The 21,564-nt window shown below is 69.0% G+C and carries 19 protein-coding genes; 15 read left to right on the top strand and 4 right to left on the bottom strand.

Annotated elements, in window-relative coordinates; all coding sequences use genetic code 11:
- The first annotated feature begins 13 nt into the window (after positions 1-13).
- From D1643_RS03805 to D1643_RS03790, 4 genes are all read left to right on the top strand, one after another.
- Positions 14-2,440 carry a bifunctional (p)ppGpp synthetase/guanosine-3',5'-bis(diphosphate) 3'-pyrophosphohydrolase gene (locus D1643_RS03805; RefSeq protein WP_160708802.1) on the top strand — a complete coding sequence of 809 codons (2,427 nt, stop codon included), beginning with the start codon at positions 14-16 and terminating at the stop codon, positions 2,438-2,440.
- Between the two features lie 9 nt (positions 2,441-2,449).
- Positions 2,450-3,127, top strand: a complete 678-nt coding sequence (locus D1643_RS03800) for an MBL fold metallo-hydrolase (RefSeq protein WP_160708800.1) — start codon at positions 2,450-2,452, stop codon at positions 3,125-3,127.
- A 222-nt stretch (positions 3,128-3,349) separates the two neighbouring features.
- Positions 3,350-4,405 carry an inorganic phosphate transporter gene (locus D1643_RS03795; protein ID WP_160708798.1) on the top strand — a complete coding sequence of 352 codons (1,056 nt, stop codon included), beginning with the start codon at positions 3,350-3,352 and terminating at the stop codon, positions 4,403-4,405.
- 19 nt (positions 4,406-4,424) lie between these two features.
- Positions 4,425-5,054, top strand: a complete 630-nt coding sequence (locus tag D1643_RS03790) for a DUF47 domain-containing protein (RefSeq protein WP_160708796.1) — start codon at positions 4,425-4,427, stop codon at positions 5,052-5,054.
- A gap of 231 nt (positions 5,055-5,285) precedes the next feature.
- On the opposite strand, the gene D1643_RS03785 is transcribed toward D1643_RS03790, so the two are convergent.
- Entirely contained in the window at positions 5,286-6,410 is a 1,125-nt protein-coding gene (locus D1643_RS03785) for a trimeric intracellular cation channel family protein (protein WP_160708794.1), read from the bottom strand.
- Positions 6,411-6,414: 4 nt separating this feature from the next.
- The gene (locus D1643_RS03780) at positions 6,415-7,410 is read right to left on the bottom strand and encodes a zinc dependent phospholipase C family protein (RefSeq protein WP_160708792.1); all 996 of its coding nucleotides are present in this window, start codon (positions 7,408-7,410) and stop codon (positions 6,415-6,417) included.
- Positions 7,411-7,645: 235 nt separating this feature from the next.
- Between D1643_RS03780 and D1643_RS03775 the strand changes: the two genes are divergently transcribed.
- The gene (locus D1643_RS03775; RefSeq protein WP_160708790.1) at positions 7,646-8,890 is read left to right on the top strand and encodes an MFS transporter; all 1,245 of its coding nucleotides are present in this window, start codon (positions 7,646-7,648) and stop codon (positions 8,888-8,890) included.
- A gap of 604 nt (positions 8,891-9,494) precedes the next feature.
- On the top strand, positions 9,495-9,920 hold the full coding sequence (locus D1643_RS03770) for a peptidylprolyl isomerase (protein WP_160708788.1): 426 nt from the start codon (positions 9,495-9,497) through the stop codon (positions 9,918-9,920).
- Positions 9,921-10,200: 280 nt separating this feature from the next.
- Here D1643_RS03770 and D1643_RS03765 read toward each other — a convergent pair whose 3' ends face one another.
- Positions 10,201-11,058 carry a DegV family protein gene (locus D1643_RS03765; protein ID WP_160708786.1) on the bottom strand — a complete coding sequence of 286 codons (858 nt, stop codon included), beginning with the start codon at positions 11,056-11,058 and terminating at the stop codon, positions 10,201-10,203.
- A 141-nt stretch (positions 11,059-11,199) separates the two neighbouring features.
- Between D1643_RS03765 and D1643_RS03760 the strand changes: the two genes are divergently transcribed.
- The 5 genes from D1643_RS03760 (at position 11,200) to D1643_RS03740 (ending at position 16,043) form a co-directional block, all read left to right on the top strand.
- Positions 11,200-11,790, top strand: coding sequence for a DUF1836 domain-containing protein (locus D1643_RS03760; RefSeq protein WP_160708784.1), 591 nt, complete (start codon positions 11,200-11,202; stop codon positions 11,788-11,790).
- 232 nt (positions 11,791-12,022) lie between these two features.
- Positions 12,023-13,300, top strand: coding sequence for an aspartate kinase (locus D1643_RS03755; RefSeq protein WP_160708782.1), 1,278 nt, complete (start codon positions 12,023-12,025; stop codon positions 13,298-13,300).
- A 117-nt stretch (positions 13,301-13,417) separates the two neighbouring features.
- Complete coding sequence (locus D1643_RS03750) at positions 13,418-14,467, top strand: aspartate-semialdehyde dehydrogenase (protein ID WP_160708780.1); 1,050 nt, start codon at positions 13,418-13,420, stop codon at positions 14,465-14,467.
- 404 nt (positions 14,468-14,871) lie between these two features.
- Entirely contained in the window at positions 14,872-15,033 is a 162-nt protein-coding gene (locus D1643_RS03745) for a rubredoxin (RefSeq protein ID WP_160708778.1), read from the top strand.
- A gap of 188 nt (positions 15,034-15,221) precedes the next feature.
- Entirely contained in the window at positions 15,222-16,043 is an 822-nt protein-coding gene (locus tag D1643_RS03740) for a TlyA family RNA methyltransferase (protein ID WP_160708776.1), read from the top strand.
- Between the two features lie 478 nt (positions 16,044-16,521).
- Here the strand turns inward: D1643_RS03740 and D1643_RS03735 are convergent, their stop codons facing one another.
- On the bottom strand, positions 16,522-17,886 hold the full coding sequence (locus D1643_RS03735; protein WP_160708774.1) for a PFL family protein: 1,365 nt from the start codon (positions 17,884-17,886) through the stop codon (positions 16,522-16,524).
- Positions 17,887-18,099: 213 nt separating this feature from the next.
- On the opposite strand from D1643_RS03735, the gene nrfD reads away from it, so the two are divergent.
- The 4 genes from nrfD (at position 18,100) to D1643_RS03715 (ending at position 21,549) form a co-directional block, all read left to right on the top strand.
- Positions 18,100-19,029 (top strand): NrfD/PsrC family molybdoenzyme membrane anchor subunit, encoded by a 930-nt coding sequence (nrfD, locus tag D1643_RS03730; RefSeq protein WP_160708772.1) that lies wholly within the window; start codon positions 18,100-18,102, stop codon positions 19,027-19,029.
- Between the two features lie 196 nt (positions 19,030-19,225).
- Positions 19,226-20,161, top strand: a complete 936-nt coding sequence (locus D1643_RS03725) for a slipin family protein (protein ID WP_370520280.1) — start codon at positions 19,226-19,228, stop codon at positions 20,159-20,161.
- A 45-nt stretch (positions 20,162-20,206) separates the two neighbouring features.
- Positions 20,207-20,602, top strand: coding sequence for a GntR family transcriptional regulator (locus D1643_RS03720; RefSeq protein WP_160708768.1), 396 nt, complete (start codon positions 20,207-20,209; stop codon positions 20,600-20,602).
- A 242-nt stretch (positions 20,603-20,844) separates the two neighbouring features.
- Positions 20,845-21,549, top strand: a complete 705-nt coding sequence (locus tag D1643_RS03715; RefSeq protein WP_160708766.1) for a molecular chaperone TorD family protein — start codon at positions 20,845-20,847, stop codon at positions 21,547-21,549.
- Positions 21,550-21,564: the final 15 nt, after the last annotated feature.

Raw genomic sequence — 21,564 nt, 5'->3', positions numbered from 1 at the left:
GAAGGGATGCGCCATGGGCGCTGATCAGAGACTCAACGACGCCGACGCGCACGAGGAGCTCCTCGGCGAGCCCGCCGCCGGCGTGGCGCAGAAGCAGACGGTGGACGCCCTGCTCGGGCGCCCCTACGTGGCCGAGCGCTCGGTGGTGCGCGGCGTGGGCCGGGGCGGCCCTGACCACGCCTCCCGCACGCCGGAGGAGCGCTTCGCCGACCTCCAGGAGCTGACGCGCGCCTATCTCTCGCCGGACGAGGAGGCCCTGCTCGCGCGCGCCTTCGCCTTCGCCAACGCGGCGCACCGCGGCCAGTGCCGCAAGTCGGGGGAGCCCTTTATCGTGCATCCTATCGAGGTGGGCATCATCCTGGCCGATCTGCGCATGGACGCCGAGACCATCTGCGCGGCGCTGCTCCACGACACGGTGGAGGACACGAAGGTGACCTCCGAGGACGTGGAGCGCGAGTTCAACCCGCAGGTGCGCGCGCTCGTGGAGGGCGTCACCAAGATCACGCGCATCGAGGTGGAGAGCCTCACCGACGAGCAGGCCGCCACCATCCGCAAGATGTTCGTGGCCATGAGCCAGGACATCCGCGTCATCGTCATCAAGCTGGCCGACCGGCTGCACAACATGCGCACGCTCGCCGCCCTGCGCGAGGACCGCCGCATCTTCAAGGCCCGCGAGACGCTTGAGATCTACGCGCCCATCGCGCATCGCCTGGGCATCAACTCCATCAAGTGGGAGCTGGAGGACCTCGCCTTCTTCTACCTGGAGCCCAACAAGTACAAGCAGGTCAGCCGCATGGTCACCGAGTCGCGCGGCGCGCGCGAGGGTTACCTGCAGGACTGCATCGACGTGCTCCACGACGAGATGGGCAAGGTGGGCATCGAGGCCCAGATCATGGGCCGTCCCAAGCACCTGTACTCCATCTACCAGAAGATGTCGAAGAAGGGCAAGGGCTTCTCGGAGATCTACGACCTCATCGCCGTGCGCATCATCGTGAAGTCGGTGAAGGACTGCTACTCGGCCCTCGGTGCCGTCCATACGCTGTGGCATCCCATGCCGGGGCGCTTCAAGGACTACATCGCCATGCCCAAGTTCAACATGTACCAGTCGCTCCACACGACGGTCATGGGGCCGGCGGGCCGCCCGCTCGAGGTGCAGATCCGCACCGAGGAGATGCACCGCGCGAGCGAGTACGGCGTGGCGGCGCACTGGCGCTACAAGGAGTCGGGCGGCAGCGGCCGGGGCAGCGCGGATGCCCTCGACCAGCAGCTGGCCTGGCTGCGCCAGATGGTGGACTGGCAGGACGAGACGGAGGACTCGCGCGAGTTCCTCAAGTCGCTCAAGATGGACCTCGACAACACCGAGGTGTTCGTGTTCACCCCGAAGGGCGAGGTCATGAGCTTGCGCGCCGGGGCCACGCCCATCGACTTCGCCTACGCCATCCACACCGAGGTGGGCAACCACTGCGTGGGCGCCAAGGTCAACGGCTCCATCGTGCCGCTCACCTACGAGCTGCAGGTGGGCGATCGCGTGGAGATTCTCACCCAGAAGTCGGCCGGGCCCTCGCGCGACTGGCTCAACGTGGTGAAGACGCCGAGCGCTCGCAGCAAGATCCGCTCGTACTTCTCCAAGGTGACGCGCTCCGACGACCTGCAGTTCGGCCGCGATAGGCTCACGCGCGAGATGCGCAAGCACGGGCTGGGCATCTCCAACGCCCAGTCGACGCGCGCCCTGCGCACGGTGGCCGACGCTATGGGATTCAACGATCCCGACGACATGCTCGTGCACATCGGCACCGGCAAGGAGAGCGCCCAGCACGTGGCCAACCGCCTGCTCAAGATCCTCGTGGACAAGGGCAACGAGGAGGCGCAGAAGCCCCAGATCGGCATGTCGGACAGCTCGACGGGCATCATGGCCCCCATGCTGACCTCGGTCAAGCGTCCCAAGAAGCACGAGACGCACTCGTCCCACGGCATCGTGGTGAAGGGGATCGACGACGTGCTCGTGCGCCTGTCGCGCTGCTGCAACCCCGTGCCGGGCGACGAGATCCTCGGCTTCGTCACGCGCGGGCGCGGCGTGTCGGTGCACCGCGCCGACTGCCCCAACGCCATCGACCTCAAGAAGCACCCCGAGCGCATCATCGACGTGTCGTGGGAGGGGACGCCGCAGAAGGGCACGTCCTACCAGGTGGAGATAGCCATCGAGGCGCTCGACCGCATGAACCTGCTGCTCGACGTGACGCGCGTGCTCTCCGAGGCGGGCGCCAACGTGCTGTCGTGCACCACCACCACCCACCGCGACAGCATGGTGGAGATGCGCTTCCTCTTCCAGGTGTCCGACCTGGCGGTGATCGAGCGCACCTTCAAGCGGCTGACTGACGTGGAGGGAGTCTTCGACGCCCACCGCATGGTTCCCGGCCAGGCCGGCAGCAAGAAGAAATAGGAGGAAGCGATGCACAAGCAGCTGTTCGAGGTGCAAGGCCTCTGCGCCGACGTGGAGTACCTGGTGATGGGCCAGCTCCAGAACAACGTGTACATCATCTCGGACGGGGAGGGCACGCTGGTGGTCGACCCGTCGTGCGACGCCGACGCCATCTTGGTGGCGCTCGGCGAGCGGAGGCTTGACGCCATCGTGCTCACGCACAACCACAACGACCACACCGGAGCCGCCGCGGCCCTGCGTGCGGCCACGGGCGCCGAGGTGGTGGCCTCGGCGGCGGACGCCGAGGGCGTGGAGCATCCCGAGCCGGGCGCGTTCCTGGAGGCCGCGCCGGCCTGCCCGGTGGATCGCCGCGTGGAGAACGGCGACGTGGTGTCGGTGGGGTCCATGGCGTGGAAGGTCATCTCCACGCCCGGGCACACCCCCGGCTCGATCTGCCTGTTCCTCATCCCGCAGTTCGGCAATCACGCCGACGGCCTGCCCATCCTCGTGTCGGGCGACACGCTGTTCGCCGGCACGGTGGGGCGCACCGACTTCAAGGGCGGCTCGATGGAGCAGATGGCCGCCTCCATCAAGAAGCTCGCGTTCCTGCCCGATGACACGGCGGTGCTGCCCGGCCACAACGACCTGACCACCATCGGCGCCGAGCGCCGCCGCACCTTCGCCCGCTTCGGCGACGAGGAGGAGTAGCCGAGCGTTTGCGAGGCTTCGTCCCGGGCCCCCGCCTGCAGAGGCTGCCTGCTGGCGGGGGGGCGCCGTGCGAGCTGCTCCCGCCGTTGGCAACGGGTTCGTTCCATCTGCGAAAAAGAGGTGCGAGGGACGAGGGGCTCTTCTAGAATTCGGGTAAACTTGATATGTTTGCGCAGCGAACCGTTTTGGCCCCCTGGGGGCCGGCCGCGTGGAAGGACTTCCGTGACCATAGAGTGGACCCTTTTCCTCTCGGAGCTCGTATCGAACCCCGTCCTGGCAGTAGTGACCCTGCTCAACGTCGGCGTCATCATCGTCAACGGCGCCACCGATGCCCCCAATGCCATCGCCACCGTGGTGTCGACGCGGGCCATGAAGCCCCGCCATGCCATCATCATGGCGGCCATCTGCAACTTCCTCGGGCTGCTGCTCGTCTCCCTCGTCTCGTCGGCCGTGGCCCAGACCATCTTCTCGATGGTGGACTTCGGCGGCAACTCCCACCAGGCCATCATCGCGCTCATGTCAGCCATGGTGGCCATCATCGTGTGGGGCGCCGCCGCCTGGTGGTTCGGCATCCCCACCTCGCAGTCGCACTCGCTCATCGCAGGCCTCACCGGCGCGGCCATCGCCGTGCAGGGCGGCTTCGGCGCCATCAACGGCGCTGAGTGGATGAAGGTCATCTACGGCATCCTGCTCTCCACGCTCATGGGCTTCGGCTTGGGCTGGCTCAACTTCAAGGCGCTCGGCTTCTTCTGCCGCAACCTCAACCGCCCCAAGGCCAACCGCTTCTTCCGCTGGGCGCAGATCTTCGCCGGCGCGGGCGTGGCCTTCATGCACGGCGCCCAGGACGGCCAGAAGTTCATGTCCATCTTCCTCTTGGCCATCACCATGGCCGTCGGCATGGGCATGACCGGCGCGAGCATGGTGCTGCCCGTGTGGCTCATGGTGTTCTGCGCCCTGTCCATGGGCTTCGGCACGGCGGCGGGCGGCGAGCGCATCATCAAGAGCGTCGGCGTGGACATGGTGAAGATGGACGCGTTCCAGGGCTTCGCGGCCAGTCTGTCCACCTGCGTGAGCCTGGCGGTGGCCACCTTCGGCGGCCTGCCCGTCTCCACCACCCACACCAACACCACGGCCATCATGGGCGTCGGCGCGGCACGCAACCGCAAGGCCGTCAAGTGGAGCATCGCCATCGACATGGTGAAGACCTGGGTGCTCACCTTCCCCGGCTGCGGCATTCTCGGCTACCTCTGCGCGAAGCTGTTCCTCATCATTCTGTAAGTCTCAAGAAAGGTCTCCCATGGCGCGAAAGAACAAGTTCGATTACTTCGAGGCGTACGAGAAGCTCTCTGAGCTGGCGGTGCGCGAGTCTGAGCTTTTGCTGGAGAGCTTCAAGTCGTTCACCGACTCGGCGTCGCTCGTCAGCACGCTGGAGGACATCCACGAGCTGGAGCATCAGGGCGACGACATCAACCACAGCATCTTCCAGAACGCGGCGGTGGACTTCATGCCGCCCATCGACCGCGAGGACATCGTGGAGTTGGCCCAGGCGCTCGACAACGTGCTCGACAACGTGGAGGCCGTGCTGCAGCAGGTCTACATGTGCGACGCCCGCGTGATGCCCGAGGATGCCGTGCGCTTCGCCAAGCTGGTCAAGAAGAGCTGCGAGGCCCTCGACAAGGCCATGGAGGACTTCCGCAACTTCAAGAAGTCCAAGACGTTCAAGCAGCTCATCGTGGATGTCAACACCTACGAGGAGGAGGGCGACGCGCTGTATTTGAGCGCCATGCGCAACCTCCACACCAAGGAGGACGTCGACGTTATGCACGTGCTGCGCTGGTCGCGCATCTACAGCCGCATCGAGAAGTGCTGCGACGCGTGCGAGCACGCCGCCGATGTGATGAACACCATCTTGCTCAAGAACCTGTAGGACGCTTGGCGTCCGAGGGGGGGGAGGGGCCCGGCTTGCGCAGCCGGGCCCCTCGTGCATTGGGGGTCGGTTTCGTGCGGCGCGGTGCGCGGGGCGGGTGCGTGAGGCGGGTGCCCGACGGCGTGGCGTGGGGCGTGGCGGCGTGGAGCCGGCGGGAGAGAAGGCTCGCGGCGTGGGGCGGGTGCGTGGCGCGGAGGACGGTGCGCTGCGGCGCGGGGCCGGTGCCCCCGCCTAGCTGCGGGGCTCGAGGGGATCGCGGGGCTCGGCGTCGGTGTGGCCGTCGATGGCGCCCATGACGCGGCGCAGCTCATCGCGGTTGACGAAGAGGCGGTCGCTCGGATCGGGCGCGCCTGGGCCGCCCTCATCGCGCCGGCTCGCGTCGCGTCCGACGGCCTCGGGCTCGCCTGCGCTGCCGCGGCCGCCTGGGCGGCGGGGCGGGGGAGCCATGCGGTAGGGCACGTCAGCTTCGGGCGGCACGTCGTCCCAGTGGACGCAGTCGGCCTCCGCTCCCTCGGCACAGCTGCCGTGGGGGCTGCGCCCATCGTCACGGCCCGTGTCGCGCAGCTCCATCCACCGTCCGGAGACGCGGTTGTAGAAGCGCGTCCACAACCGCGCGGCACGGGCGAGCCGCCCGCTGTCGCCGCGATCGCGCGCGGTCTTTCCCAGCGGCACGCGGGCCTTGCGCGCGACGAACTGCATGGGCTTGACCACGGCGTTCGTCACCTTGTCGCTGTAGTCGCGCGGCGGCCGGGTGCTCCATCCGAAGACGAGGCTGCCGTAGCGGATGCCCAGCACGAGCGCGGCGCACATGCCGGCGGCCAGGCTCGGGAAGAAGTGGTACTCGCGCATGAGGCCGAAGGCGGCGCAGCCCACGAGCGCCGCGCTGCCGTAGAGCGGGCCGGCTTGGAAGGCCTCGGGCGGGCGGTTCATCAGCACGTCGCGCATGACGCCGCCGCCGATGGCCGTGATGGTTCCCAGGATGATGGAGGGCACCACGTCAAGTCCCGCCGAGATCGACTTGCCCACGCCGATGATGGCCCACATGGCCACGGACAGGTTGTCGAGCAGGTCGACGATGGGGTCGAGGTAGGTGGCCAGCTTGCCGAAGTAGAACACGGCCACGCCGGCCACAGCGCAGGAGAGCAGCAGCGACGGGTTCTGGAACGCGTAGATGCCGTAGTCCTGCAAGAGCACGTCGCGGGTGATGCCGCCGCCGAGGCCCGTGGCGCAGGCGATGAACACGCACCCGAAGATGTCGAAGCGGGCGCGCACCGCGCTCATGGCGCCGGACAGGCCGCCGGTCAGGGCGGCGGCCAGCTCAAGCCAGAACGGTATGGCGATGGCGACCTCGAGCATGACGTCAGCGCGCCGGGGCGGGACGCGGGGTCGAATCGTCGGCGCTCTCCACGGCCACGATGGTGGCGACGGTGGGCTCGCCGGAGAAGTCGAGGTCGCCGGTGAGGGCGTGGGCCGCCGCCTCGTCGAACCCAGCGGCGTCGAAGGCGTCGAGCAGCGCGCCGGCCTTCCCCCGCGCCTCGTCGAACAGGTCGAGGAAGCTTTCCGTGCGCACCTCGCCGGTGAAGGGGTTCTTCCACGGCTCGTGGCCCGGGTTGTCGAAGGCGCTCTCGGTGAGCGGCTCGGCGCGGTGACTCATGGCGCGGTAGAACGAGAAGGGCCGCACGAGGGACTCGATGCTGCCGATGACCGCGCGCTTCGTTCCCGTGGGCGACCAGAACAGCCGCTGGACGCGGCGGAACAGCTTGACGGAGGCCCTGAAGGCGTCGGCCGGCACGGCCAGGCCGTAGACGTCCATGGCCATGAAGGCGTACATCGACGACACCACGTCGAGCACGTGGTCGGAGGCCTTGAGGATCTCGCTTGAGGGGTCGAACTCCGCGATGGAGGAGCGGCGACGCACGGTGAGCACCAGCTCGTCGAGCTCGCTCTCGATGAGGGCGTGCACGTCTCCGCCGTTCGCGCGCGTGAGGCCCGGCTCTCCGGCATCGCACAGGGCGTACTGCTGTCCGAAGACGAGGGGGTGTGCCGTGGAGTCGAGCAAGTAGTGGCAGACGAATCCGAGCGCGTAGGCGCGCCCGACGGCGCGATCCTCCGGCGCGAGGAAGGCGAGCGAGCGCTTGAGCGCGTTCAGCAGCTCGGCCGGCTTCTGGGAGTGCATGAGCGATCCCAGGCGGTGCGCGGCGCGCAACCGGGGGCTGGCCACCGCGTAGAACAGGGGGTCGGGCCCCTGGTTGCCTAGGAGGAAGGCCTCGCATTCGTCGCGGCTCACCCCGATGAACTCGAAGCGGTCTGCGTAGACGTCGCGCCCGAAGGCGTCATGGGTTATGAGGGCGGGCATGGGTGCTCCCTTCTGCTGGCGGCCGATGCGGTGCCGATCCATTCCCCATCATATACAATAGAACGGTTGTCGCGTGGGCCGTGTTGCCCAAGCGTGACCAACTTTCCGGCCGGTTCTCAGGCCCGGCGGGGACGCCGGCCGAGCGGTCGCGTCCGCTCAGGCGGAACGTGCTAGGGTAGGCAGGGTATTGTAGGGGCCGCGGCCCTGTTTTTCAAGAAGGCGAGGGACGCGTGCCATGGTCATGAAGATGACGAAGCAGGAGCGCAGCTGGGTGCTCTACGACGTGGGGAACTCGGCGTTCGTGATGCTGTCCACCGCGCTCATTCCCGTCTACTTCGCCACGTTGGCCGAGCCTGGCTCGTCGGTGGTGGTGGCCTGGGGCTATGCCGAGACGGCGGCCTCGCTCATCTTGGCGCTGCTCATGCCCGTGCTCGGCAGCCTGGCCGACCTCAAGGGCAACAAGAAGAAGTTCCTCATCGGGTTCATCGGCACGGGCGCGGTGGCCTGCGCGGCGCTCGGCGTGCCCACCCATGCGCTGGCCTTCCTCGTGGTGTACGTGATCTCGTCGATCATGCTCAACGGGTCGATGGTGTTCTATGACGCCTTTCTCGTGGACGCCACTACCGAGGAGCGCTATGACGTGGTGTCGTCGAACGGCTACGCCTGGGGCTACATCGGCTCGTGCATTCCGTTCGTGGCGTGCCTGGCGGTGGTGCTCGGCGGTCCGGCTATCGGCATCGATGTGGGCACGGGGATGAAGATCGCCTTCGTCATCACGGCCGCGTGGTGGGTGGCGTTCAGCGTGCCCGTCATCCGCAACGTCCACCAGACGCATTACAAGCCGCGTCAGCCGCATCTCATGCGCGCCACGTTCCGGGGCCTCGGGACCACGATGAGGGACATCGCGCGAGACCGGCGCATCCTGCTGTTCATGCTCGCGTACTTCTTCTACATCGACGGCGTGCACACCATCATCAAGATGTCGACGAGCTACGGCACCGAGCTGGGGATCGACTCGGTGCAGCTGGTGCTGGCGCTGCTGGTGACGCAGTTCGTGGCGTTCCCCTCGGCCATCGCCTACGGACGCCTGGCCACGCGCTTCGGCACGCGCCGGATGCTGCTGGTGGCGGTGGCGGCGTACTTCGGCATCACGCTGTTCGCGGCGTTCTTCCTGACGAGCGCCTTCGAGTTCTGGATCCTCGCCATCTGCGTGGGGCTGTTCCAGGGCGGCATCCAGGCGCTCTCGCGCAGCGAGTTCGGCAAGATCATCCCGAAGGAGCACGCTAACGAGTACTTCGGCTTCTTCGACATCTTCGGCAAGTACGCCGCGGTGATGGGCACCTTTTTCGTGAGCCTGTTCACGCAGATCACGGGTAATCCCTCGGCTGGCGTGCTGTCGATCGCCGTGCTGTTCGTGGCGGGATTCATCCTGATGGCGCGGGTGCCCGCCGGCGTTTACGAGGACGGGCCGGCGGCGTAGCGGGCCCTTGGCGCGTCGGCGGCTTTCTGCCGTGGCGAGGGCCCGCTCGCCGGGCGGGCCGTTGCCGCGGCGCGCTTGGCGGCTGGGTGGCTTTTCTGCGAGTTTCTGGCCAATTTCCCTACGGTTTACGCGATAGAGAGCGTTCGGATGGCCGGGCGCCTTGGCGGCGTTCCGCGTTTTCCCAGGTCATGAGTTGGGGGAGCGTCGCTGTGCTCCGCTAAGGGCCTGACCGCTTGCGTAAAACGCGCTGAAAATGGCCAAAACCGGGGCTTCCCCCGACATGAAGCCGCCGATGCCCCCTCCCGTGCGGAGCGGCACGCAAGAGGAGGGGCGGGTGCTCCTCTTGCCCCGGGGGCCCAGCGAAGCGCCGGGGCGCCCCCTGCTAGACGCCTCGCGCACGGGCGGGCCGGGTCGCGTTCTTGCGGGGCCGCCGCCTGGCTCGCCTGGGACCTGGCCGAATGCCGGCGCGGACGGCCCGGCTTGCGGGCGGGGTCGTCGGGGGGGGGTTAGAATGGCTGCGGCGGGCGCATCCGCCTGTGGGCGGCTAGCTTCGCGGCGCGCGGGCGGGCGCGGCGGCAGCGGAGCGGCGGACGAGGAGGGCGTCATGGCCAAGGTGGGAGAGAGGGTGCGCGTGCGCTACGTGGGCACGCTTGAGGACGGGACGGAGTTCGACGGCAGCAGGCGCCGAGGGAGGCCGCTCAAGTTCACGATAGGCGACGGCCGGATGATCGCCGGCTTCGAGCGCGTGGTGGGCGAGATGGCGGCGGGTGAGCGCCGCACGGTGACCATTTCCGCCGCCGAGGCCTACGGCGTCTACGACGAGTCGCTCGTGGAGGCGGTGCCCGAGGCGCAGCTGCCTCGGGCGGCCCGGCTTCCCGTCGGGAGCTTCATCGTGCTGCCCGTTCCGGGCGGCGCAGCGCGGGTGAGGGTCGACCGCATCGAGGGCGGTGTCGTCTACCTCGATCACAACCATGAGCTGGCCGGCCACGACCTGACCTTCGACGTCGAGCTCCTGGCCATCGTGCGCTGATCTCCCGGCGATTCGCGCGAGGCGGGCAGCGGGGCTGCCTCGCGCGAATCGGGCGGTTCCTGCACAGTTTCGACGACTTTGTGACGCCTAGCGCGGCTTTTCGGGCGCATGCCCTCCCTTTATCGTGACTATGCGCACATGAGAATAACCGTGACCAGGGGCTAGGGATTCGTGCCTTTTCCGACTCGCTGGGATTTGTCGCAAAGTCGTCGAAACTGTGCAGGAACCGCTCTCCGTAGGCGGCGTGGCAGCGCGGGCGGTGCGCGCCGCCCCTCCGCGGCTAGGCCTCGGCGCCTTCGTAGCCGACGAGGAGGCCTCCGCGCTCGGCGTAGAAGCTGCAGAGGGCGCCAGCGGGGTAGAGGGCCACGTCGGCTGTGGGATATGCATCGACGACGAGGTTGGCCAGGCGCTCGGCCAGAGGCTCGTCGAGCACGTGGGAGATGCGCACCTTGCCGCCCGCGAAGCCGCCGCGCCTAAGCTCGTCGAGGAGCGCCGCGAGGGCCTTCTTCTCGCCCCGACACTTGGCGATGGGCTCGATGTCGCCGGCTTGCGAGGCGCGGGCCACCACGCGCACGCCCAGCAGCCCGGCGAGTTTGGCCACCGTCGGGCTCACGCGCCCGTTGTTGGCCAGGTTGGTGAGCGACTGGAGCGCGAAGGCGAGGTGCGTGCGCCGGCGGTAGGCGTCGATGGCGTCGCAGACGTCCTCGTAGGGCAGGCCGGCGGTGATGAGCGCGGCGAGCTCCTCCACGATGAGGCGCATCTCCGGGCCAGTGGAGAGCGAGTCGATCAGGTGGACGCGGCGGCCGGGGTGGGCGGCCTCGTAGGCCTCGCGTGCCATGGAGGCCGACTCGTAGCTGGCCGAGAGCGTGGAGGTCATCACCACGCCGAACACCTCGTCCCCGTCTTGGAAGGCGGCTTCCCACTCTCCCACTGAGGGGCAGGCCGTTCCTGATCTTCCCTGGTAGGAGGCGAGAAAGTCGGTCATAGCCGGGATGTCGGCCGTGCCGTCGTCGACGAAGTGACGCTCGCCTGCGGCCACTTTGAGCGGGGCGAACCCGAAGGGGATGCCCGCAGCGTTCGGGAGGGAGTCGAGGCTTGTCAGGTCGGCGGACGAGTCGGCGATGATGACGCGTTTCATGGGATGCTCCTATCGCTTTGCATCAGTTTTAGCAAACTAGTTTATCAGGTATTGAAAAACCTTTAAGACAGATATGGGAAACTTCATCGGTTTTCGGCATCTTGTTGCATGAGCTGGGGAGCGCGGTTAGAATCCCGAACCATGAGCAAGGCGACCGACATATCAGCGTGCTCCGCATCTGGCGCACCCGGCGGCGCGACCCGGACGGGAGAAGGCGGCTCGCCCGCCGTCGTGCCTGCTCCGCGCGACTTCCGCCTGCCGCGCTTCCGCGACGTGCCCGACGTGGGGCTCTACCTCGAGCAGGTGGTGGCCTACGTGAACGGCGTGCTCGCCCCGCTCGGCGTGCCCGCGCTCACCTCGTCGATGGTCAGCAACTACGTGAAGCAGGGCATCGTGCCTGGCCCCGTCAAGAAGCGCTACGGCGCTGACCAGCTGGCTTATCTCGTCTTCGTCGCCTGCGCCAAGACGGTGCTCTCCATGGAGAACATCAGCCTGTTCTGCGCCATGCAGCGCGTCACCTACGACACGGCCACGGCCTACGACTATTTCTGCGAGCAGCTGGAGGCGGCCATCGCCTTCGTATTCGGCGAGGCCGATGACATCCCCGAGACCGGCACTACCGCCTCGTCCGAGAAGACCATGCTGCGCTACTGCGTCATCGCGCTCGCCAACGTGGTGTACCTCACTGCGGCCTTTGACGCCGTCCGCGCCGCTCAGGAGCCGCGCGCCTAGGGTGCCGCCCCGTCGGGCGCGGGCCATCGAGGCGCGCCTCCCTCCCGCAGCGCGCCTCGCGGCTGCCTTGCCCTTGTCGGGCGTGCGCCTGGCCATCCGCCCGCCGGCCCGGCCACCAGCCGCGAATGGGCGCCCGCCCCGCCGGAAGGGTGGCGTTTTTGCTATAGTGATGCGACGCTGGGCTCGTACGTCCGGCGCCTCGTCTGCGGGCCTCGATTCGGAAAGACTTGCCATGTCACTCATCGTCGCAAAGTTCGGGGGCACCTCGGTCGCCTCCCCTGAGCGCATCAAGAACGTCGCGAAGCGCCTCGTGCGCATCCGGCAGAACGGCAACCAGGTGGTGGCGGTGGTGTCGGCCATGGGCAAGACCACCGACGAGCTCGTGGGCCTGGCCAACGCCATCAACGACAACCCGCCCTCACGTGAGATGGACCGCCTGCTCTCCACCGGCGAGCAGGTGTCCATGACGCTTCTGGCCATGGCCATCGAGGCGCTCGGCTGCAAGGCCATGAGCTTCACCGGCCGCCAGGCGGGCATCATGACCGACGGCACTCACAACAAGGCGCGTATCACGAAGGTGGACAACGAGCGCATCGAGGCGGCGCTCGCCTCCGGCGTCATTCCCGTCATCGCCGGCTTCCAGGGCATCGACGCCAACGGCGACATCACCACGCTCGGCCGCGGCGGCTCGGACACCACGGCGGTGGCCGTGGCCTGGGGCATCAACGCGGACGTGTGCGAGATCTACTCGGACGTTGACGGCGTGTACACCACCGACCCGCGCGTGGCGCCGCGCGCCAAGAAGCTCGACGAGATCTCCTACGACGACATGCTCGAGCTGGCCAGCGCCGGTTCGGGCGTGCTGCAAAGCCGCGCGGTTGAGTTCGCGCGCAAATGGAACGTGGTCATCCACTCCCGCTCGGCGTTCTCCGAGGCGGAAGGCACCTACATCAAGGAGGAGACGGACATGGAGGAAGCGGTCATCACGGGCATTGCCCACGATACCTCCGAGGTGAAGGTCACCGTGCGCGGCGTGCCGGACAACACCGGCGTGGCCGCCAAGGTGTTCTCGGCGCTCGCGACCAACGCGGTGAGCGTCGACATGATCATCCAGAACATCTCCGAGGACGGCATCACCGACATCAGCTTCACCTGCCCTGGCGCCGACCTGTCCCGCGCGGTCGACACCATGGAGCGCATCCTGCCCGAGATCAACGCCCGCGAGTTCGTCGTGGACGAGGACATCGCCAAGGTGAGCCTGGTGGGCACCGGCATGAAGTCCTCGCCGGGCGTGGCGGCGCGCGCCTTCCAGACCCTCGGCGAGAACCAGATCAACATCCTGGCCATCTCCACGTCACCTATCCGCCTGTCGGTGGTGGTGGACGCGGCCCAGACGGTTCAGGCGGTGCGCTGCCTGCACACCGCCTTCGGCCTGGACTCCGAGAGCGTGTTCGAGGAGACGCAGCTGTCTGCCGAGGAGATCGCCGCCAAGATGAAGAAGGGGCGCTAGGCGCCTGGGCTGTCGCCTGGCCCTGGGGCCTGCGGCTGGCTTCGCTGACTTCGCCGGCCTTCCGGCGAGCCCGCGGCCGCAGACGGCGGCCGCTGACTGAGAGAAGAGGAATGCTCTATGACCTGGACTAAGGAGATGCCCGCCCATCCGGTGGTGGCCGTGGCGGGGGCCACGGGCGCGGTGGGCCAGGAGTTCCTGCGCGTGCTGCACGACCTGGACTTTCCCGCGAGCGAGGTGCGCGCTCTGGCGAGCGCCCGGTCGGCCGGCAAGAAGGTGCCCTTCGACGGCTGCGGCCAGGTGCCGGCTGGCGACCTGACCGTGCAGGAGATGACGCCCGAGTCCTTCGAGGGCGTGGACATTGCGCTGTTCTCGGCCGGCTCCGGCGTGTCCGAGGCCATGCGCGAGGCGGTGGTGGCGGCCGGCGCCGTCATGATCGACAACTCGAGCGCCTTCCGCATGGACGCGGACGTGCCGCTGGTGGTGCCCGAGGTGAACCCGGGCGACGTGGCGTGGCACTCCGGCGTTATCGCCAACCCCAACTGCTCGACCATCCAGATGGTGGCGGCCCTGAAGCCGCTCTACGACCTGGCGCCCATCACGCGCGTGGTGGTGTCGACCTATCAGGCGGCCTCGGGCGCCGGCGCGCCGGCCATGGCCGAGCTCTACGACCAGACCCGGGAGTTCCTGGACGGCACGCCTGACGAGGAGCTGACCGTGGGCGCCTTCCAGCACCGCATTGCGTTCAACTGCATTCCGCACATCGACAAGTTCCTCGAGGACGACTCCACCAAGGAGGAGTGGAAGATGGTGGCGGAGACGAAGAAGATCCTGGGCGACGACCGCGTCCAGGTGGCCGCCACCTGCGTGCGCGTGCCCGTGCTGCGCTGCCACGGCGAGTCCATCAACGTGGAGTTTGCCGACGAGGTGACGGTGGAGGCGGCGCGCGCGGCCCTGGAGGCGGCACCGGGCATCACCGTGATGGACGACCCGGCGGGCAACGTCTACCCCATGCCCGGCCTGCTGGCCGGCACCGACGGCGCCTTCGTGGGGCGCCTGCGCAAGGATCCCACGGTGCCGCATGGCCTGGCCTTCTGGAACGTGGCCGACCAGATCCGCAAGGGCGCGGCGCTCAACGCCGTCCAGATCGCCCAGCTGCTGCTGCCGTAGCGCGTCGGCGCGCGGCGCGGCGCGACGAGGGCTGCCGGGAAGGCGCGTCCCCCTGTGGGACGCGCTTTTTTTGGTGCGCGTGCGCGGGGAGTCGGCGTTTTTGGCCATTTGCTTCGAAATTCCGAGGCGCTCGGGCGCCTGCCGGCGGATGTACGGGGTGTTTTCCCAGGTCGCCAAAATCTTTAGGGTTAACGCGTGCCGGAATCGGGTGTATTCGGCCCTCCGAACCTCGGAATTTCGAAGCAAATGGCCATTTTCTTTCCTACGGCTTTCATACGATGCGGGTACGTGTGGGGTGGAGGCGCGTGCTCGGGGGTAGTCTGGACGGTGTCATGACAGCGGCTTCGGCTGCGGCGCTGGCCTGGAGCCGGCGGGCGGCGGGGCCCGGATGGGAGGAGTTCCCCATGAGAAAGTTCCTGTGCCCCTGCGGTTACATCTATGACGAGGCCCTCGGCGACCCTGAGGGCGGCGTCGAGCCCGGCACCCTGTGGGAGGATGTGCCCGAGGATTGGACGTGCCCGGTGTGCGGCCTGCCGAAGGACGCCTTCGAGGAGATCGTCGACTAGCGGCCCGCCTGACGGGCGCCTTGCGATCGGACGCCGGCCTGCGGGCCGGCGTCCGTGCGTTTTGGGGCGCTTGCGCGGGGCCGGCGTCCCGCGTGTCTCCGATGGGCGGCGGAGCGCTCCTCGGGCGGGTTTCGCCGGGCTGCCGGCCTCTGCCGTCCTCCTGCCGCGCGCCCGGTATAATGGCGTCCATGGACGATAACGCGACAATCGAAGCCCCCGGCACGCCGGGCGTCAGGCGGGATCCCGTCGGGCCGTCACCTGCGGCTGCCTCCCGAAAGCCCAAGAAGGTTCGCCTTGACGAGCTGCTGGTCGCCCGCGGTGACTTTGTCGATGCTGGTGAGGTGCTGCGCGCGGTGGTGGCCCGCGAGGTGCGCGTGGATGACGTGTACGTGACGAGCGCCGCCGTCAAGGTGCGGCCCGATGCCGACGTGTTCCTGCGCGGGCGGCGCGCCTACGTGTCGCGTGGGGGGCATAAGCTGCGCGGCGCGCTTGACGCGTTTGGGCAGGACGTCACGGGAATGCGCTGCCTCGACATAGGCTCGTCGACCGGCGGCTTCACCGACTGCCTGCTCCAAGCCGGCGCCGCCGAGGTGGCGGCCCTGGATGTGAACTACGGTCAGCTGGCGTGGAAGCTGCGGCAGGACGGGCGGGTGCGTGTCTTTGAGCGCACGAACATCCGCGAGGCTGACCCGGTGGCGCTCGGCGCGCCCTTCGACCTCATCGTGATAGACGTGAGTTTCATCGGCCTAGCGCCGCTCGCGCCGGTGATCGCCGGGCTCTGTGCGCCGGGGACGGTGTTTGTCGGCCTGGTCAAGCCCCAGTTCGAATCGCGTCACGACGAGACTGACCGCGGCATCGTCCGTGACGATGCGGTGCGCGCCCGCACGGTGGAGGAGGTGCGCGCGGCGCTCGAGGCCGTCGGGTTTGCGGTCACGGGCGTGGTGGAATCGTCCATCCGCGGTGCCGGGGGCAACGTGGAGTACCTGGTGCGCGCCGTCTACGAGGGATAGCGGGCGCGCAGACCGGATGATGCGCTGGGGCTCTGGTGTGGAGCGCTGGAATGGCGCGGTCCGCGCCCTGTTGCCAGCTTTCAGCTGATTCCTGGCACGTTTCGTCAGTTCGGTACGGTCGTAAGCTCCGCGCGGGTGCAAGACCGGCGGTGGAGGAAATCGTGACCTGGGAAAACAGACGCTATCGCCAGCAAGGACGCCTGTCTTGCATCATCGAGACGCCCTCATACCGTACCAAACTGACGATCAGTACCATATGGGCGTGAAAAAGTGGCAGCGGCGGGGGGGTAGGGTCGTCGTGCCGGGGGGCGGGATGCGCCGCGCGGGTGGGACGCCGTGCTGGGACATGCCGCCCTGTGTCACGCCAGAGGCGTGGCGTACCGGGGGGGGCGCCTGCGGCGCTCTGCCCCCGACGTGACGCGGGGCGCCAGCCGGTCAGGCGGCGCCCCGCGTGCTTGCGCGCTCCCGTGAGGCCGCGCTAGTTCTTGAGCGAGTTGAGCGGCGCGGGCATGCGGCCGCCGCGATGGGCGAACACGCTGCCGGCGTGCTGGTTGACCGGCATGACCGGCGCGTAGCCGAGGAGTCCGCCGAAGTCGAGGCGGTCGCCCACCTGCTTGCCGATGGCGGGGATGATGCGCACGGCGGTGGTCTTGGAGTTGATCATGCCGATGGCGCATTCGTCGGCGATGATGCCGAAGATGGTCTCCACCGAGGTGTCGCCGGGGATGGCGATCATGTCGAGGCCCACCGAGCACACGCAGGTCATGGCCTCGAGCTTCTCGATGGACAGCGCCTCGTCCTCGGCCGCGCGAATCATGCCGGCATCCTCGGAGACGGGGATGAACGCGCCTGACAGGCCGCCGACCGACGACGAGGCCATGACGCCGCCCTTCTTCACGGCGTCGTTGAGCATGGCGAGCGCTGCGGTGGTGCCGGGGCCGCCGCATTGGCCCACGCCGATGGCCTCGAGGATCTCGGCCACCGAGTCGCCCTCGGCGGGGGTGGGGGCCAGCGACAGGTCGAGGATGCCCTTCTGCACGCCGAGGCGGCGCGAGGCCTCGCGGGCCATGAGCTCGCCGGCACGGGTGATCTTGAAGGCGGTGGCCTTGATGGCCTCGGCCACGGTGGTCAGGTCGGCGGACTGGGGCAGATCGGCCAGCACCGCGCGCACGACGCCGGGGCCGGAGACGCCCACGTTCACTACCTCGTCGGCCTCGCCGGAGCCGTGGAAGGCGCCGGCCATGAAGGGGTTGTCCTCCACGGCGTTGCAGAACACCACGAGCTTGCCGGCGCCGATGCACTGGCGGTCGGCCGTGGCCTCGGCGGCCTTCTTGATGACGCCGGCCATCTTGAGCACGGCGTCCATGTTGATGCCGGCGCGGGTGGATCCCACGTTGACGCTGGCGCATACGCGGTCGGTGGCGGCCAGCGCTGCGGGGATGGAGTCCATGAGCTTGTGGTCGGCGGCCGAGGCGCCCTTCTGCACGAGGGCGGAGAAGCCGCCGACGAAGTCGACGCCCACCTCACGGCCTGCGCGGTCCATGGCCACGGCTACGGGGGAGAGGTCCTGGGCGGCCACGGCGGCGCAGATCTCGGCGATGGGCGTGACGGAGATGCGCTTGTTGACGATGGGGATGCCGAACTCGCGCTCGAGCTGCTCGGCGGTGGGCACGAGGTGCTCGGCGGCGCTGGTCATACGGTCGTAGACCTTGGCGGCCAGGCGGTCGACGTCGGTGTCCACGCAGCCGCGCAGGTTGATGCCCAGCGTGATGGTGCGGATGTCGAGGTTCTGCCGGTTCACCATGGCCAGGGTCTCGGCGATTTCAGCAGGGGTGATCTGCATGGGTGCTCCTCATCTTCGACGGGCCCGGGCGCTGCGGCGCGGGCGTTTCGCCCTAGGATAGCAAAGGGAGGGCGGGCGTTCTGCGTGAGGACGCCGCTTTTCGGCGTTATACTGCCAATGTCGTAAAGTATTGCGACATTGAGTAAATGACGAAGGCGGCGCGGCGCGCAGGCGGCCGGCGGGCCGGCGGCGCGCGAGGGCGAGGGGGCTCGGTTGTTCAATGCGCTGACGACGGGATACCTCTTTCTCGGCGGCACCGGCGCCGGGCTGGCGGCGGTGCTTTCCGCCCTTGAGCTGGCCAACCCACGCTGGCGCCGACCCGGCGCCGGCGTCGGGCGGCTGGCCGGTGCGCTCGCGCTGCCGGGCGAGCTCTATGCCCGCGCCTGGCCCGCCTGCGTGGTGGTGCTGGCCGTGGGCGTGCTGTGCCTGGTGGCCGACGTCGGGCGCCCCGACCGCCTGCTCGCCCTGTTCGCGGCGCCGGCGCTCACGCCTATGGCGGTGGGCGCGTGGGCTCTCGCCGCGGCGCTCGTGCTGGCGGCTGCGTTCTCGGCGGCATCGCTTCTTGACGGCTGGGAGCCGCCGGGGGCGCTCATGCGCGCGCTCGCGCTCGCCGGCGCGGCGGCCGGCCTTGTGGCGGCGGCTTACACGGGCATGCTGCTGAGCTCGCTTGCGTCGGTCGCGGCCTACCAGGCGCCGCTGCTGCCGACGGTGCTCACGCTGTCGTCCGTGTCGTGCGGGCTGGCCTGCGTGTTCGCGGCTGTCGTGTTCGTCGAGTCGCGCTACGCCTACGTCCGCGCGCTCGGCGCGCTCAGCGGCGCCGACACCCTCGTGGCGGCACTCGAGGCGCTTGCGCTGGCCGCCTACGTGGCGTGGCTCTTCGCCGGCGCCGCTACGCGCGCTGCCGCCGACGCGCTCGTGACCGGCGGCTTGGCGCCCCTGTTCTGGGGCGGCCTCGTGGTCGTGGGGTTGGCGGCGCCGCTCGTGCTCGAGCGGTTCCTCACGCACGGCAACGCGCGCACGCAGCTGCTGTGGGCGGCGGGCTGCCTGCTCGCCGGCGGCTTGGCCCTGCGTCTTATCGCGGTGGGCCTGGCGGCTTACGACGTGACGCAGATGCCAGAGCTGATGTTCGGCTTGGTGGGATAGGCGCCGGTCGGCGAGCCGTGCCGGCGGGGCGACCCGCCCGCCGCGCCGTCGCCCGGCCAGGAGATGAGGAAGAACGCGCTGCCTTCGGGACGCGCGATACGGGAAGGCGCCTCGCGCGCCGGAAGGGAAGGCCATCGTGGCGAAGTGGGATAACCGGGCGGATCGGGCCGGCGCGCGCCGTCAGCCTGCCGGGCGCGTGGCGCGTGACGCCCCCTACCCGTTCAACGACAAGGAGGCCGAGGTGCGCGCCGCCACCTCCTACGTGCCGCGCAAGTCCTCGCGCAACGGTGCCGTCATCTTCAACATCGCCGTGTTCTTCACCGCCTGCGCGGCGGTGCTCGGCGCAGGCTGGGCGGTGCTTGGGCGCGTCGACTTCGGGCTCATCTGCCTCATGGCGGTCGTGGCGCTGCTGGCGCTGTCGTCCATCCACATCGCGCTGTCGTGGGAGAAGGTGGTGGTGCTGCGCTTCGGCAAGCTCGCGCGCGTGGTGGGGCCGGGGCTCTACTTCACCATTCCCATCATCGAGCACGGCACCATCCGCGTAGACCAGCGCGTCATCGCCACGCCGTTCTACGCCGAGAAGACGCTCACGGCCGATCTCGTGCCCGTCAACATCGACGCGGTGCTGTTCTGGGTGGTGTGGGACGCGGAGAAGGCGTGCACCGAGGTGGAGGACTACTACGCGGCGGTGTCGTTCCTCGCGCAGACGGCCATGCGCGAGGCGGTGGGCCGCTCCACCGTGGCCGAGGTGGCGCTGCGGCGCGACCAGCTGGACGTGGAGATCAAAGCCGACATCGAGAAGGAGGCCGCCAGCTGGGGCGTCGACATCATCTCGGTGAAGGTGCGCGACATCGTCATTCCCGACGAGCTGGTGGAGGTCATGTCGCTCGAGGCCCAGGCCGACCGTGAGAAGAACGCCCGCATGGCCGTGGCGAGCGTGGAGGCCGACCTGGCCGAGATGCTGGCCGAGGCGGCGCGGGCCTACGGCGACCCGGACGCGGCCCTGGCGCTGCGCACCATGCTCATGCAGTACGAGACGGTGAAGAAGTCCGGCAGCGCCGTGGTGACGGTGCCCACCGCCGTGAGCGACGGCTTCACCGAGGGCGCGGCCCGCGCGGCCGACCGCCGGTAGGGAGGTGCTACCATGATCTCGCCCTCCCAAGCTAAGGAAGCTCCCATGACCTCCCTTGAGTCCTTCGCGATCGACCATAGCAGCGGCCTGCCGGTGTGGATTCAGGTGAAGAACCGCCTGGCCTACCTCATCGGAACCGGCGCCTTCGCGGCGGGAGACCGCCTGCCTACGGTGCGCTCGCTCGCCATCGACCTGGACATCAGCTACAACACGGTGAACCGCGCCTACATGGACCTGGAGCGCGAGGGCTACATCTCCACGCGCAAGGGGCGTGGCACCTTCGTGTCCGAGCGCAACGACGTGGGGGCGGCACGTGCCGGCGACACCTCCGTCGAGCTGCTCATCGACGACATGATCCGCGCGTGCAGCGCGTCGGGCCTGACCGATGACGACATCGTCGCCATGGTGGAGGCCCGCCTGGAGCACCGCAAGTACAGCTAGCCGCCCGGCGCCGCGCCAGAGCCCGCGAGCCGCTCGGCGCCGCGCCTTCTGCCATCCTGCCCGCACGGCCTCCGAGGGCCCGCCGCCGTGGCGGGTCCTCGTGCGTTGGGGGGCGGGCGCGGGGGTGATTCCGCCTGCTGGGCGGGTCTGGCCGCCTTGATTGTCGCAAAAGGCTGCGATATTATGACAATCACGAGCGAGGGCCCGTTATTCCTGGGCCTGACGTGCGGAAAGGGGGAGCTGTGGGGAAGTCGACGAGCGCGGAGGAGTGGGCGGCGCGGGCCGCGGCCTGCGAGCTGCTGGCGTTGAGCTTGCGGTATCCGGACGAGGCGCTGCACGGCATCGTCGCGTCGGGGGAGTGGGCCTGCGCGGCTGACGAGATAGCGGCGGCGCTGGGCATCGCGCTGCCCGAGGACTGGGATGAGGGCGCGGCCTCCACGGACTTCCATGACCTGCGGGCCGACGCCACCATGCTGTTCGTGGGCGCGCCCAAGGCGGCCTGCAGCCCCTTCGAGGGCTACTGGCGCGCGGAGGACGCGGGCGTGCAGCCCCTCATGTTCGTCAATCCCCACAGCGTGGCGGTGGAGCGCTTCTGCCGCGCCTGCGGCCTGGGACAGCCCGAGGGCGTGAACGAGCCGCTCGATCATGTGGCCACCGAGCTGGAGCTTCTAGAGTACCTGGCCTCGGTGGAGGCGGGTATCGGCGAGCCGGTGCCGGAGGGCCCAGCATCTGGGGAGCTGCCCGGCGGGAGCGCCGGCGCGGCGTGGGAGGAGTTCGTCCGGGATCACCTGCTGGCCTTCGCGCCGCGCTTCGCCGCGCGCCTGGCCGCCGACGCGCGCACGGCCTACTACCGCGCGACGGGGCGGCTGCTCGGCGCGTTCGCGGCCTATGCGACTGACGCGGCGGACGCCGAGGGCGCATCCGGCGCGGCCGGGGGCGTCGCGTGAGCGCAACGGGCGCCG

This window comes from Enterorhabdus sp. P55, from assembly GCF_009911695.1.
Taxonomy (GTDB): domain Bacteria; phylum Actinomycetota; class Coriobacteriia; order Coriobacteriales; family Eggerthellaceae; genus Enterorhabdus.
This window is presented reverse-complemented; position numbering and strand designations above follow the sequence as displayed.